Raw genomic sequence first — 14,107 nt, 5'->3', positions numbered from 1 at the left:
CGGCCGCCACGCGTTCGTCATCGCGGCGCCATTTTTTAATGTAAAACGGGGCCTTGCGGCCCCGGATATCAAACATACTCTTCTTCTCTCGCCCCGGCCTTAGCGGCCGTGATACTGGGCGGAGAGCTCGTGCACCGCGTTGACGAACACACCGGCGTGCTCCGGGTTCACATCCTGATGGATGCCGTGGCCGAGGTTGAATACGTGACCATTGCCGTGACCGAAACCGGCCAGAATGGAGGCGACCTCTTCACGGATTCGAGCCGGAGTGGCGTAGAGCATGGAGGGATCCATGTTGCCCTGCAGCGCCACCTTGTCACCGACCCGGCGCTTGGCATCGGCGATGTCGGTGGTCCAGTCCAGACCCAGCGCATCGCAACCGGTGGCGGCGATCTGCTCCAGCCACTGACCGCCGTTTTTGGTGAACAGGGTGACCGGCACACGGCGACCGTCGTGCTCGCGGATCAGGCCATCGACAATCTTGTGCATGTACTGCAGGGAGAAGTCGCGGTAATCGCGCGGGGTGAGCACGCCGCCCCAGGTGTCGAACACCATGACCGCCTGCGCACCCGCCTTGATCTGGGCGTTGAGGTAAGCAATCACGCTGTCGGCCAGCTTGTCGAGCAGCAGGTGCAGGGTTTGCGGCTCTGCGTACATCATCTGCTTGATCTTGGTGAATGCCTTGGAGCTGCCCCCCTCCACCATGTAGGTGGCCAGGGTCCATGGGCTGCCGGAGAAGCCGATCAGCGGCACTTCGCCCTTCAGCTCGCGGCGGATGGTGCGCACCGCGTTCATCACGTAGCCCAGCTCATCTTCCGGATCCGGAATGGGCAGCGCCTGCACGTCGGCCATGGAGGTGATCGGACGCTCGAAGCGCGGACCTTCACCCTGCTCGAAGTAGAGACCCAGCCCCATGGCATCGGGCACGGTCAGGATGTCGGAGAAGAGGATGGCGGCATCGAGCGGGTAGCGACGCAGCGGCTGCAGGGTGACTTCACAGGCCAGCTCGGCATTGCGGCACAGGGACATGAAATCCCCCGCCTGGGCACGAGTCGCCTTGTATTCCGGCAGATAGCGCCCTGCCTGGCGCATCATCCATACCGGCGTCATGTCTACATCCTGACGCAGCAAGGCGCGCAGGTATCGATCGTTCTTCAGCTCTTTCATCCCAGTTCCTGAATTCATATCACGCATAAAATGGCGGTCATAATACCACTTTGCCCGGTCAAGCGGACTGCCCAAAACGTGGCAAATGGGTGATCGGTTGCAAAGATGTGAAGGGGCGCAAACCAGAGCGCCCCGTTTTTAAAAAGAAGTGCAAAATGGTTGGCGAAAAGATAAGCGCCGTTACCCCTCGCCAGCCAGTGACAACTCGATCAGCCGCCTGGCAATGGTGCCGTGGGGCGGCAAACGCGGCAGCCGGTCGGCGGCAAAGAAAGCGGCGGCCACCAATTCGTCATCCTGCACCTTGATCTCGCCGCTCTCGTAGTCGGCGGTAAAGCCCATCATCAGGCTGTGGGGGAATGGCCAGGGCTGGCTCGCCACATAGCGCACATTGCACACCCGGATGCCGCTCTCCTCGAACACCTCCCGTGCCACGCACTGCTCGAGGTTCTCCCCCGCCTCGACGAAGCCAGCCAACACGGTATACATGGGATCGTCCACCTGATAGTGACGGCGATGGGCCGCCAGCAGGATCTCAGCCCCCTTCCGTACCGCCACGATAATGCAGGGAGAGATGCGCGGATAGGCCGTGTGGCCGTGGTGGCACACCTGCGCCCACTCCCCCGCCTTCGGGGTCATGGGGGCGCCGCACCCGCCGCAGAAACGGTGGGTGCGCCGAAAGGTGGCGAGCTGCCAGGCGCGGCCAGCGAGACGAAAGCCCTCTTCGTCCCCCGCCACCATCAGCTGGCGCATAGGGGCCATCATAGTCGTGTCGGCCTCATCTCCCAAATCAAGCAGATAGCAGGGTAGCCCCTCCCACTCGTCGAAACGCTCGAAATGGGCGTCAGCCAGCGCTGTGGGCAGGCACACTTTACTTCCTTGTGGCACCTCTCCCTGCTGATCGAGCAGTACCAGATGATCGCCCCCCAGCACGAACCAGCGGGCTTGTTCGGTTAATGACATCAGATAAACACTCTCGTTAAAACAAAACCCTGGCTACGGCGGACCCGCCAAGAGACAAACGCCATGCGAATGGCTCCCATCTTACGACCAGCACGGGTCGCTGACGACCCCGCCGTGGCCGATTGTCCTATTCGTAAAAAACGGATGGCGCAAATAAAGAGGCCGCCCGAAGGCGGCCCGCTGTTATCCGGCATCCCGTATCCGGCCTCTATCGGCGGGGATCAGGCATCGCCCATCGCCAGCAGGGAGGCGTTGCCGCCCACTGCCGTGGTGTTGATGGTGCGGGTCTTCTCGGTGACGAAACGGCTCAGGTAGTGGGGGCCGCCCGCCTTGGGACCGGTGCCGGAGAGCCCCTGGCCGCCGAACGGCTGCACCCCGACCATGGCGCCGATCTGGTTGCGGTTGATGTAGACGTTGCCCACGTTGATGCGGCTCGCCAGCTCCTCAGCGTGGGATTCATTGCGGCTGTGGATCCCCAGCGTCAGGCCGTAGCCGGTGCCGTTGATGTCGCTGATCACCTTGTCCAGATCCCGGGTGGCGTAGCGCACCACGTGCAGGATGGGGCCGAACTGCTCCTTGGCCAGCTCGCGGATGGAGCCGATCTCCAGCGCGGTCGGCTGGACGAAGTGTCCCTCCATGGTCGCGGCGGGCATAGGCGCCTGGGCAATCAGGCGAGCACGCGGGATCATCCGGGCCAGATGGGCATCCAACCCCGCCTTGGCATCCGCATCGATCACCGGGCCGACATCGGTGTTGTGCTCGGCCGGGTTGCCCACTTTCAGCTCCTGCATGGCGCCGGTGAGGATCTCCAGCACCCGCTCTGCAATCTCCTCCTGCAGATAGAGCACCCGCAGGGCCGAGCAGCGCTGACCGGCGCTCTGGAAGGCTGCGCTCACCACGTCGCGCACCACCTGCTCCGGCAGGGCGGTGGAGTCGACGATCATGGCGTTCTGGCCACCGGTCTCGGCGATAAGCGGCAAAATTGCACCATCGCGCTGGGCCAGAGTCATGTTGATGAGCTTGGCCGTCTCGGTGGAGCCGGTGAAGCAGACGCCGCCAATGCGCGGATCCGCCGTCAGCTTGGCGCCGACGGTGGCGCCGTCACCGGGCAGCAGCTGCAGCACGTCGCCCGGAATACCGGCCTGATGGGCCAGAGTCACCGCCAGATGGGCGATAAGACCGGTCTGCTCCGCCGGTTTGGCGATGACGGTGTTGCCGGTGGCCAGCGCAGCGGCGATTTGGCCGAGGAAGATCGCCAGCGGGAAGTTCCACGGGCTGATGCAGACAAAGACGCCGCGCCCCTGCAGGAACAGCTCGTTCTGCTCGCCGGTGTAACCGGGCAGCAGGGTCGCCTGCCCCATCAGGCCGCGGGCCTGCACCGCGTAGTAGCGGCAGAAATCGACCGCTTCACGCACCTCGTCGATGCCATCTTGCAGCAGCTTGCCCGCCTCGCGGGTACAGAGGGAGACAAACTGCTCGCGGTTCGCTTCCAGCAGATCCGCCAGCTTCTCCAGCGCGGCAGCACGCTCGCTCACCGGGGTTTCACGCCAGCGCGGGAAGGCGGCGTGGGCAGATGCCAAGGCCTGCTCCACCGCCTGCTCGTCGGCCCAGTGGATCTTGCCGACGGTGAGGCTCACATCCTGCGGGCTCAGCACGGTGCGCGCCTCGCTGCGCTTGAGGGTCTCGCCATCGACGATGGGGCCCGCCAGCCACTGCTTGCTCTCCAGCTCTTTCAAGCGGGCGAAGAAGGGGCGCTGGATGGAGAGGATGTTCATATTGACGCCGCTGGAGTTCTTGCGGTCGGTGAAGAGGTTCACCGGCTGCGGAATCCGGTCGTTGGCAAAGCCGGAGTAGCGCTTGATGGTGCGCAGCGGATGCTCGGCCAGTGAATCCACCGGGGTATTGGGATCCACCAGCTTGTGAACGAAGGAGGTGTTTGCCCCGTTCTCCAGCAGGCGGCGCACCAGATAGGGCAGCAGATCCTTGTGGGCGCCGACCGGCGCATAGATGCGGCAGTGCAGGCCGGGATTGTCGTTCAGCACGGCGTTGTGCAGCTCCTCCCCCATGCCGTGCAGACGCTGGAATTCAAACTGGCGATCACCGGCCATCTCCAGAATGCTGACCACGGTATTGGCATTGTGGGTGGCAAACTGGGGGGCGATAAAGCCGCGAGTCGGCTCGCTCAGCAGGTAGCGGGCGCAGGCGAGGTAGGATATATCGGTGCCCGCCTTGCGGGTAAAGAGCGGGTAGCCGGGCAGGCCCGCCTGCTGGGCATATTTCAGTTCGCTGTCCCAGTAGGCGCCTTTTACCAAGCGCACCGGAATGAGGTCACCCTGCTCGCGGGCCAGTGCGGTGAGCCAGCAGAGTACCGGCAGGGCGCGTTTGGAGTAGGCCTGCACCACCATGCCGAGCTTGCCCCAGCCACGGTTGGCATCAGAGCGGTAGAGCTGCTCGAACAAGTCCAGCGACAGCTCGAGGCGGTCCATCTCTTCGGCATCGATGCTGATGGCCACATCCTTGTCGCGGGCCAGCCGTACCAGCCCCACCAGCCGCTCGCACATCTCGCCAAGCACCCGTTCGCGGTTCGCCACGTCATAGCGCGGATGGAGCGCCGAGAGCTTGATGGAGATGGAGGGGGCCGGGCCGCCGTCGCTGATCCGCTCGTTGCCCACCGCCTCGATGGCGTTGCGGTAATCGGTCAGATACTTGTCGGCATCATGCATGGTCAGCGCCGACTCACCCAGCATGTCGTAGGTGTGGGTGTAACCCAGCTCGCGGGATTTGCGGCTCGCCTTGAGCGCCTCTTTCATGTCGCGCCCCAGCACGAACTGCTTGCCCATGATCTTCATGGCGGCGTACATGGCGGAGCGCACCACCGGCTCGCCCAGCTTGTTGACCATGCGCCCCAGCAGGTTGGCCGGGTTACCGTCGAGCTTCTTGTCGAGCTTGATGATCTTGCCGGTCAGCATCAGCCCCCAGGTGGAGGCGTTGACCAGAGTAGAGTCGCTCTTGCGGAAATGGGACGACCAGTTGGCGCCGGAGAGCTTGTCCTTGATCAGGGCGTCGGCGGTCTCGGCATCGGGAATCCGCAGCAGCGCCTCGGCCAGACACATCAGGATGATCCCCTCCTGGGTATCCAGGCTGTACTCCTGCAGGAAGGCATCGATACCGTCGCCAGAGCCGCTCTCCTTGCGCACCTTGGTCACCAGAGTACGGGCACGCTGGGTCACCTGCTCCAGCGAGGCGCCATCCCCCGGCAGCATGGCCGACAGTTCGGCCAGATAGGCATTTTCATCCACCACGTAGTTCTGGGTGATGGCTTCACGCAGGGCGGCCAGATCAGAGGGGATATAGTCAGCGGCAAGCACTTGAGTAGCTTTAAACATATGGGGTCTTCCTGTACGCCCTAGGGCTGATATCGACAAAGGCGGACGCGCCGCCGAAACGCCGATAATGTATACAATGTTGCACCCTATATGAAATGAATTTGTTGCCACTCTTTAACAAAGATCGCTCATTCCCCCCATGAACACCCTTTTGAAGCCAATACGCCAGCAAGCGTGAGGGTCATCTGACTTCATTTTGTATACGATCTGCCACCGCCGCTCTATCGCAAAGCAGCCACGCATTCCGTCCAATACGCCCCAAAAAAGAAGGGCCGCCACGGCGACCCTTCTTAGCAATTCATTCAGCCAGATGCTGTCAGTTCATCCAGCGATCGCCACGGCTGCGACGACGGGGCAGCATGGGCAGCAGGATACCAAGCAGGATCCCCGCACCCACCATGGCACCACCACGGATAAACCAGTCCATCTGCATGTCGTGCTCTTGGTTGTCGTAGCTCTGGGTCAGGGCATCGTTCTGCTCTTTGAGATTGCTCATCTCCTCACCCTGGCTGGCCAGCTGGGCCTTGAGGGCGGCAATCTCCTTGCTCTGGGCAGCGATCTGGCCATCCTTCTCGGCGAAGCGTTTCTCGTTGTCGCCGTTGAGGTTTTGCAGGCGGGCCTTGAGCTCGTCACGCTCCTTTTCTACCTGCGGCAGCTGCTCGCGCAGGCTGATCTGGCTCTGCAGTTCGCTGCTTTTGATCCATCCATCACGGCCGCGACCATCCACCACCTGAGTGAAACCGGCCTCGCCGTTCACCGCCTTCACCTCCAGCGGTTCACCAGCCTTGACGCTACCGAGGATCCGGTACTGGGTACCCGGACCATTGTGGATAAAGGTAAAGATGTTGTCTGAAACATAACGGGTATCGGCCAGTGCCTGTTGGGCACACAAGCAGATCAAAATCCCGAGAAGGGCGCGCATGGTCGATCGGTTCTCTTTTTCAGGTTTGGACAAGAGGTTGAATGTTAAGCCGCCAGCAGGTTAAAGGACAAGCAAAGAAAAAGCACCTCCCCCACTCAGCCACAACCGATAGCTGGGAGCTGGCTCGCAACTTGCGCTCCCGTGCGACAACCTTACTTCTTCTTGAGTTCGCGTACTTCGTCTCGCAGTACCCGCAACTCGCGTAGCAGCTCCTCTTGCTGGTTGTTGTAGTGATGGCGCCACTTGTCGGTTTCGCTCTCTTTGGCCGGTTGCAAAAAGATACTGGCCATAAAACCGCTGATGGCACCAAACAGGCCGACCCCGAACAGGATCAGCAGGCTGGCGACAAACCGCCCCTCCTCGGTCTTGGGCACCAAATCGCCATAACCGACGGTGGAGAGGGTCACCAGCGTCCACCAGAAGGCATCATAGGGGGTCTCAATCTGGCTGCCGGGCTGGCCCGACTCAATCCAGTACATGACGCCGGAACCCACCCCCAGCAGCAGGAAGAACAGAAACAGGATGCCGGAGAGGGTGGTCTCGTTGCGCTCGCGACGGAACATGGCCCAGAGATCCGGGTGCTCCTTGAACAACTGATAGACCCGCCACAGTTGGAGCAGACGGGCCCAGCGCAGCTGCTCCACCATCGGCAGACTACCCGGCAGATAGATCCAGTTGGTCATGAAAAATGCCTTGCGATCGGGCGCCCGGATCCAGCCATAAGCAAAGTGCGCGAGGAAGAAGTAGCAGATCAGACTGTCGAGGTCATAGAAGAGCTGCAGGGTCTGTGGTGTCAGGCTCTCATGACCCCACCAGCGGGCCGTCACCAGCAAAACCGAGATAATCGACAGAAATGCCATCAGCAGATCCATCGCCCGCAGATGAGTTAAGTGATGTCGCATACATTTTCCAACTTTAAGCACAGTGCAAATTAATAAAAGAGAAGATAATGCCGATAGTCCTGAGGGCAAAGGAAAAAACGGCTTTTAAAAGGAGAATGACAATGCAGCTGAACCTGCTGGAGAAAAGAATGAGCAACATCCGGTTGGTACCCAAAGTGGTGCTGCTGATGGTGTTCAGTACCCTCCTGCTACTGACAAAACTCTGGTTTGACGCCAACAATCTGGAAGCGACCCTGCTTAGCGAAGGGCTCGATCCCGCCAAGGCGGATGCGATCTCCAATCGCCTGCTCTGGACCGGTCTGATGGAGACCGCCATCATGGGGCTGCTGTTCGTGATCCTGCTGCTCACCGGCTCCCGCCTGATGGTCAAGCAGGTGCACTATCTGGTGGGCCTGCTGGAACGCTTCGCCAAGCGGGACCTCAGCCACAAGGTACTGCTCAAGTCTCGTGACGAATTCGGTGACATCGCCAAGGCGGTCTCCCACTCGCAAGAGAATCTCAAAGAGGTGTTTGGCAACCAGCGCGCCGCCTGCAAGGAGCTCAACGACATCGCCTCCCAGGTGACCCTTTGCATGGAAGAGGCCAACGAAGCGATCAACGAAGAGTTCACCCAGATCGAACAACTGGCCAGCGCCATGAGCCAGATGGTCGGCGCCATTCGCGAAGTGGCCGCCCATGCGGATCAGGCCTCTCACGCCACCGCCGAAACCAGCCAGCTGGCGGAAGAGGGGAGCCGCTGCGTCGCCGATACCGTCAGCACCATCGACACCCTCTCCGGCAACATCCAGCGCTCCGCCACCGTGGTCAACGAGGTGGAGCAGGGGGTCGAGCGCATTGGCTCTGTGGTCGACACCATTCGCGGCATCTCGGAGCAGACCAACCTGCTGGCACTTAACGCGGCCATCGAAGCGGCTCGCGCCGGTGAAGCGGGTCGTGGCTTTGCCGTGGTGGCCTCCGAAGTGCGCGAGCTGGCCAACCGGGCTCAGGCCGCCACCGTCGAGATCCAGAAGATGATCGAACAGCTGCAGGGCAATGCCCATCAGGCTGGCGAGCTGATGGCCCAAAGCGTACAGCAGGCCGACAAGGGGGTGGAACAGGTGACCCAGGCCGGTACCCAGCTCGCCACCATAGTGCAGCGGGTGCAGGGTGTCGCCGACATGAACCGCCACATCGCCGCCGCCTCCGAGCAACAAAGCTCGGTCGCCGAAGAGATGCGCGGTAATCTGGAGCAGGTCAAGCAGATCGCCGAAGGCTCCGTCGTGGTGCTGCGCGAGCTGCAAGAGGCCTCCGAGCTGGTCGAGCAGCACAGCAAGGAGCTCGACAGCCAGATCCAGTCCTTCAAGCTCGCATGACAGCTCCCCTTGGTCGGGCATGACCGCCATTGTGCCCCGCCGCCGCTCTGGCCATAAAAAAATCCGAAACCAGTGGTTTCGGATTTTTGCTATTTAGCATGTGGCAGAGCGGGGTTATCCCTTCGCCTGCCACATCGGCAGCACTTACTCGGCAGCCATACGAGCTTCGATGTAAGCCAGCGCACGGTCGATACGAGCAAGTACACGCTCCTTGCCGACCAGCGCCATCACGGCGTCGATGGCAGGGGACTGACCCAGACCGGTGACGGCCACACGCAGCGGCATACCAACCTTGCCCATACCCTGACCCAGCTCGGCGGCGGTCGCTTCAATCAGCTCGTGCAGCGCTTCGGTGGTCCAGCTATCCAGTGAAGCCAGCTTGGTTTTGGCCAGAGCCAGCGGCTCGGCAGCTACACCGCGCAGATGCTTCTTGGCAGCGGCTTCGTCGATCGCCTCAAAATCTTCGAACAGATAGCGGCTCTGGGCAGCCATCTCAACCAGGGTGTTGCAACGCTCGGCCAGCAGAGTGACCACGTCGGCCAGTGCCGGGCCATTGCTGGTGTCGATCTTCTGGTTTTCCATGTGCCATGCCAGATGCTTGGCCACATAGGCCGGATCCAGGCTGCGCATGTAGTGGTTGTTCAACCACAGCAGCTTATCGGTGTTGAAGGCAGAGGCAGACTTGGAGATGGCATCCAGGCTGAACAGCTTGATCATCTCTTCCAGGCTGAAGATCTCCTGATCGCCGTGGGACCAGCCCAGACGCACCAGATAGTTCAGCAGCGCTTCCGGCAGGTAGCCGTCGTCGCGGTACTGCATCACGGAGACTGCACCGTGGCGCTTGGAGAGCTTGGCACCGTCGTCACCCAGGATCATGGATACGTGGGCAAACTCAGGTACCGGCGCGTTCAGCGCCTTGTAGATGTTGATCTGGCGCGGGGTGTTGTTGATGTGGTCTTCGCCACGCACCACGTGGGTGATCTCCATATCCCAGTCATCGACCACGACGCAGAAGTTGTAGGTCGGGGCACCGTCGGTACGGCGGATAATCAGATCGTCCAGCTCGGTGTTGGCGAACTCGATGCGGCCACGGACGTGGTCATCGAACACCACAGAACCTTCGGTCGGGTTGCGGAAGCGGATGACGTGCGGCGCATCGGCCGGGTGATCGTGGGTGTGGTCGCGGCACTTGCCGTCATAGCGGGGCTTCTCGCCGTTGGCCATCTGGCCTTCGCGCAGTGCTTCCAGACGCTCTTTGGAGCAGTAGCACCTGTAGGCGCGGCCGTCAGCCAGCATCTCGTCGATCAGCGCGTTGTAACGATCGAAGCGCTTGGTCTGGTAGTAGGGGCCCTCATCCCAGTTCAGCTCCAGCCATTCCATGCCCTCAATGATGGCGTCGATGGCCTCCTGAGTGGAACGTTCCAGATCGGTATCCTCGATACGCAGCACAAACTCACCGCCCTGGTTCTTTGCAAACAACCAGGAATAGAGTGCGGTACGGGCACCGCCGACATGCAAAAAGCCGGTCGGGCTGGGAGCAAAACGGGTTTTGACTTTCATCTTTAAGCCTTGTGTAGAGGGCCTTGGGCCAATTCGTTAAAAAAACCGTCGCATTTTAGCACCGACAATCACGGATGGGAAAACCATGACGCCATTGCGGGCTAAAGTAGGGGATTAAATCTGTCGCCATTTGCATCTGTAGCCAGATATTTGAAGAGGATCGCAAAACAGAAGCCCCGTTTCCGATTTGCTATGCACAATGCTGGAGAGCTGCCTCCTCCGGTCGATACCCAAATAACGCTCACCACACTTCTCACGAACAAGGAAGAGACGATGCAGTTCCGTTCTATCCAGAATCGCATTCTAGTGATGGCCGGGATCGCCATGACCGCAGCCCTGGTCATCCTGATCCTGCTCAACCAATACTCCGGCAAACAGACCCAACAACTCACCATCAGCTCCAGCCGTGAAGCGCTGCAGCAGGAGGCATGGCAAAAGGTCAGCGCCAATGCCCGCGCCGAGGCGGCCACCATCACCCAGCTGCTGCAAAAAGGGCTCTCTTACACCCAGCAGATGGCCAGCGCCCTCGCCCTGCAACAACAGGGCAAACTGCCGCTGGATCGCCAGCAGACCACCGACCTGCTCAAGGCACAATTGGCGTTGGAGCCCCAGCTCTATGGCGCCTTTGCCGGCTTCGAGCCCAACGGTTTCGACGGTCAGGATGCCAACTTTGCTGGCCAGAGTGCGCTGGGCAGTGATGACAAGGGGCGCTTCGTGCCCTACTTCTATCGCGACAAGGATCAAATCGGTACCGATCTGCTGCTCTCCATCGAAAAAACCGACCCGGACGAATTCGGCAATCCCGCCAACGACTACTACGCCTGCCCGAAGCGGGAAGGACGCTCTTGCCTCATCGATCCCTTCAAGGTGGATATCAACGGTCAGCAGGTGCTGGTGAGCACGATCACCACCCCCATCATGGTGGATGGTCAGTTCAAGGGGATCGCCGCGCTGGATCTGGCGGTGGACTCCATCAGCCGTCAGGCCAAGAGCCTCAACAGCAACATCTATGACGGCAAGGGCGAAACCCTGATCGTCAGCGCCGCCGGTGTCATCACCGGTACCAGCGGCGATGCCAGCCTGCTCGGCAGCAGCGCAGGTAAGGTGCTGGGCAACCAGTGGCAGCAGTACCTGAAACCGGAAGTTCAGCGTCAGGAGCTGGACGAGTCATTCCGTATTTCCGTCCCCATCATGGTGCCGGGAATGAGCCGCAACTGGGCCATCATCGTCACCCTGCCCTACAAGGTGGTACTGGCGGGGGCCGATCAGCTGGAGAGCCAGCTGAGCGACATGAACCAAGCTGCCATGACCCAGCAATTGGTGGGCGCCGTTATCGTGCTGGTACTGGCGCTGGCCACCATGCTGGTGATTGCCCGCAGCATCACTGGCCCCATCCGCCAGATGGTGAGCCTGGTGGATGATATCGCCGATGGCGAGGGGGACCTCACCAAGCGCCTCAACACCCGCTCGGTAGACGAGCTGGGGGATCTGGCCAAGGGGATCAACCGCTTTATCGACAAGCTGCAGGGGCTGCTCGGGGATGTGCTGAAAACGGCCAGCGAAGTGAATCGCCATGCCGGCGATACCGACCGCATCGCCGGCCAGACCGACAACAACCTGCAGCACCATCAGGCGGAGATGGAGCAGATGCTGACCGCGGTACAGGAGATGTCCTACGTCAGTCAGGAGGTAGCCACCCACGCCAACAACACCGCCGACTCGGCCAAACAGGCGCAAAGCGCGGCGGATCAGGGCAAGGAGCGCTTCCAGCAAGTGATCCAGTCGATGCACAAGGTCGCAGCAGAAGCCGGGAAAGGGGCCGAAGTGGTCGAAGGGCTGGCTCACGACAGCGCCCAGATCACCAGTATCCTTACCGTCATTCAGGGGATTGCCGACCAGACCAACCTGCTGGCCCTCAACGCCGCCATCGAGGCTGCCCGGGCTGGCGAACAGGGCCGCGGCTTTGCGGTTGTCGCCGACGAGGTGCGCAAACTGGCGGGCAATACCCAGCAGGCGGTGCAGAACACCCAGGAGCTGATCGAGAAGATCCGCCTGAGCTCCACCAATGCAGTCAACGCCATCACCCAGAGCCAGCAGCTGACCCATCAGGCGGTGGGCGAGGCGGATCTGGCGGAAGAGGCGCTCGGCAGCATCTACCAGGCCATCTCCACCATCAACGACATGACCTATCAGATTGCCTCCGCCGCCGAAGAGCAGAGCTCGGTCTCAGAAACCGTCTCCGGCAACCTGTCAAAAACCAACGCACTGGCCAACGACATTGCTCAGGATGCGACCGAAACGGCCAAAGCCAGTCAGGCATTGCGTCAGGCGGCCGACAAATTGCAGCAATTATTGGGTCAATTTCGTCTCAGCTGATAATTTTCCGCCTCAGGACTCTCCCCCTCGGGGGCGAGTCCGTTTACCATAGGCGGCGAATTTGCCTGATGGCAGGCAATGTAGTGAGAGGTAAATGCCGTGCCCACCCCGGACCGTCGCCCACGAGGCCATAACAGACGAGCCCAGCAGCGTCGCCAAGACGAATCACAAGGATCCCTGCTCCATCGCATCAATGCCGCGACCCTGTCCCTGCGCCAACGTTTTGGCCAAGGGATGAGCAACCTCGGCCAAGGCCGCCAGGATGCCAAAGCAGGCAAATTCAAGCTGTCCAGCCCGCTGCCCCGCAAAAACACCATAGGTCTGCTGATCCTGATCCCGCTTTGGTTGCTGGTGCTGGCCTGGGAGCCGGCGCCATCCACCCCCAAAGCAGCCCCTTCCGGCTCGCTGGAAGTGCCGCTGGCCGTACCTGCTCAAGCTCTAACGGTCGGTAATGGCGCGGCAGGCAGTGCCCCCGCGGCTGCCAAGCCGGTCGAAGAGAAGGTCAACGGCACCTGGCTGCAACACGATGTGCAGGCGGGTGAGACCCTCTACTCCATCTGGCGTAAATTCGAGTTGCCGGGTGCCGAGCTGAGCCGCCTGATCGCCATCGAGGGGCCGGATCGCCCCCTGACCCGCCTGCAATCTGGTCGCTCTATCTTCATCCTGGTGGACGACACCCGCCGCATCCAGCGGGTCGAGATCCGCTCCTACGGTCAGGCGGTCTACCGCTATGACCGGCAGGGCGAAGGGTTCGCCCTCAAGGAATAACAAAAACGGGAGGCGCTGGCCTCCCGTTTTTTTTCAGTCAAATATCTTCAAATAAGCTACTGACTTCACAATATTTTTAGCTTGTTCAAAAAACGAAAGGGGTCAAATTGACAAGGATCGGCGCTAACGTACAATCGTTTGTGCTTTAGACAGGGATTGTTCTACGTGCTACTGGGACAAAGAGACGTGGTCAGTCATGAGCCAACCCCTGCTTGCAAGGCAAATGCAGCCCAGCACGGGCTTAGTTTCATTTTGTTATTGATAGGATTTAGCACATGTCTGACATTCGCACCGGCCAGGTAAAATGGTTCAACGAAACCAAGGGTTTTGGCTTTATTGAACAATCCCAGGGTCCGGACGTATTCGTTCACTTCTCCTCCATCCAGAGCACCGGTTTCAAAACCCTGGCTGAAGGTCAAAAAGTCCAGTTCACTGTGACCCAGGGCAAAAAAGGCCCTCAGGCTGAGAACGTTACTCTGGTCTAAGCCCGCGCCAGTGAATCATGCAGGAGGAGCCAAGGCCCCTCCTCTTTTTTGCCCGCAATTCTTCCTGCCAACCACCTTTCCCTCATACAACCCGCACCATGAGCCCACATCCCCTTCCTGTTTGCAGAAGGCGGCAGAGACACGCTGAGTAAACGCCAGATACGACAAAGCATCGCTGCGCGATGTGAAGGGCAATTCAAAGGGATTATGAAAACTTCGAAGAGAGATT

The 14,107-nt window shown here is 60.6% G+C and carries 11 protein-coding genes; 4 read left to right on the top strand and 7 right to left on the bottom strand.

Annotated features, from left to right (window positions below; translation table 11 throughout):
* Nucleotides 1-99: 99 nt before the first annotated feature.
* The 5 genes from hemE to A9G06_RS18475 all read right to left on the bottom strand — a co-directional run bounded on the left by hemE (nucleotide 100) and on the right by A9G06_RS18475 (nucleotide 7,337).
* Entirely contained in the window at nucleotides 100-1,167 is a 1,068-nt protein-coding gene (gene hemE, locus A9G06_RS18495; RefSeq protein WP_005335440.1) for a uroporphyrinogen decarboxylase, read from the bottom strand.
* Nucleotides 1,168-1,347: 180 nt separating this feature from the next.
* Nucleotides 1,348-2,127, bottom strand: a complete 780-nt coding sequence (gene nudC / locus A9G06_RS18490) for an NAD(+) diphosphatase (RefSeq protein WP_069556178.1) — start codon at nucleotides 2,125-2,127, stop codon at nucleotides 1,348-1,350.
* Nucleotides 2,128-2,348: 221 nt separating this feature from the next.
* Nucleotides 2,349-5,513, bottom strand: coding sequence for a bifunctional proline dehydrogenase/L-glutamate gamma-semialdehyde dehydrogenase PutA (putA, locus tag A9G06_RS18485; RefSeq protein ID WP_069556177.1), 3,165 nt, complete (start codon nucleotides 5,511-5,513; stop codon nucleotides 2,349-2,351).
* Between the two features lie 316 nt (nucleotides 5,514-5,829).
* Nucleotides 5,830-6,435 (bottom strand): TIGR04211 family SH3 domain-containing protein, encoded by a 606-nt coding sequence (locus A9G06_RS18480; RefSeq protein ID WP_069556176.1) that lies wholly within the window; start codon nucleotides 6,433-6,435, stop codon nucleotides 5,830-5,832.
* Nucleotides 6,436-6,587: 152 nt separating this feature from the next.
* Entirely contained in the window at nucleotides 6,588-7,337 is a 750-nt protein-coding gene (locus A9G06_RS18475; protein ID WP_253182353.1) for a potassium channel family protein, read from the bottom strand.
* A 101-nt stretch (nucleotides 7,338-7,438) separates the two neighbouring features.
* On the opposite strand from A9G06_RS18475, the gene A9G06_RS18470 reads away from it, so the two are divergent.
* Entirely contained in the window at nucleotides 7,439-8,689 is a 1,251-nt protein-coding gene (locus tag A9G06_RS18470) for a methyl-accepting chemotaxis protein (protein WP_005362726.1), read from the top strand.
* 144 nt (nucleotides 8,690-8,833) lie between these two features.
* On the opposite strand, the gene gltX is transcribed toward A9G06_RS18470, so the two are convergent.
* Complete coding sequence (gene gltX / locus A9G06_RS18465; protein WP_069556174.1) at nucleotides 8,834-10,249, bottom strand: glutamate--tRNA ligase; 1,416 nt, start codon at nucleotides 10,247-10,249, stop codon at nucleotides 8,834-8,836.
* 273 nt (nucleotides 10,250-10,522) lie between these two features.
* Between gltX and A9G06_RS18460 the strand changes: the two genes are divergently transcribed.
* The 3 genes from A9G06_RS18460 (at nucleotide 10,523) to A9G06_RS18450 (ending at nucleotide 13,878) form a co-directional block, all read left to right on the top strand.
* Nucleotides 10,523-12,625: a methyl-accepting chemotaxis protein gene (locus A9G06_RS18460; RefSeq protein ID WP_069556173.1), complete on the top strand. Its 2,103-nt coding sequence runs from the start codon at nucleotides 10,523-10,525 to the stop codon at nucleotides 12,623-12,625.
* Between the two features lie 99 nt (nucleotides 12,626-12,724).
* Nucleotides 12,725-13,393 (top strand): LysM-like peptidoglycan-binding domain-containing protein, encoded by a 669-nt coding sequence (locus A9G06_RS18455; protein ID WP_069556172.1) that lies wholly within the window; start codon nucleotides 12,725-12,727, stop codon nucleotides 13,391-13,393.
* Nucleotides 13,394-13,668: 275 nt separating this feature from the next.
* A complete protein-coding gene (locus tag A9G06_RS18450; protein ID WP_005338972.1) occupies nucleotides 13,669-13,878 on the top strand; it encodes a cold-shock protein in 210 nt (69 codons plus the stop codon).
* A 15-nt stretch (nucleotides 13,879-13,893) separates the two neighbouring features.
* Here the strand turns inward: A9G06_RS18450 and A9G06_RS22380 are convergent.
* A partial coding sequence (locus A9G06_RS22380; RefSeq protein WP_216093225.1) for a hypothetical protein occupies nucleotides 13,894-14,107 on the bottom strand: 214 nt, incomplete at its 5' end.

The organism is Aeromonas sp. DNP9, assembly GCF_001728955.1.
GTDB classification, from domain to species: domain Bacteria; phylum Pseudomonadota; class Gammaproteobacteria; order Enterobacterales; family Aeromonadaceae; genus Aeromonas; species Aeromonas veronii.
This window is presented reverse-complemented; position numbering and strand designations above follow the sequence as displayed.

Bases quoted from the DNA above. Each gene is read 5' to 3' on its own strand.
- hemE (WP_005335440.1), bottom strand. From the start codon at position 1,167: ATGAAAGAGCTGAAGAACGATCGATACCTGCGCGCCTTGCTGCGTCAG.
- nudC (WP_069556178.1), bottom strand. From the start codon at position 2,127: ATGTCATTAACCGAACAAGCCCGCTGGTTCGTGCTGGGGGGCGATCAT.
- putA (WP_069556177.1), bottom strand. From the start codon at position 5,513: ATGTTTAAAGCTACTCAAGTGCTTGCCGCTGACTATATCCCCTCTGAT.
- A9G06_RS18480 (WP_069556176.1), bottom strand. From the start codon at position 6,435: ATGCGCGCCCTTCTCGGGATTTTGATCTGCTTGTGTGCCCAACAGGCA.
- A9G06_RS18475 (WP_253182353.1), bottom strand. From the start codon at position 7,337: ATGCGACATCACTTAACTCATCTGCGGGCGATGGATCTGCTGATGGCA.
- A9G06_RS18470 (WP_005362726.1), top strand. From the start codon at position 7,439: ATGCAGCTGAACCTGCTGGAGAAAAGAATGAGCAACATCCGGTTGGTA.
- gltX (WP_069556174.1), bottom strand. From the start codon at position 10,249: ATGAAAGTCAAAACCCGTTTTGCTCCCAGCCCGACCGGCTTTTTGCAT.
- A9G06_RS18460 (WP_069556173.1), top strand. From the start codon at position 10,523: ATGCAGTTCCGTTCTATCCAGAATCGCATTCTAGTGATGGCCGGGATC.
- A9G06_RS18450 (WP_005338972.1), top strand. From the start codon at position 13,669: ATGTCTGACATTCGCACCGGCCAGGTAAAATGGTTCAACGAAACCAAG.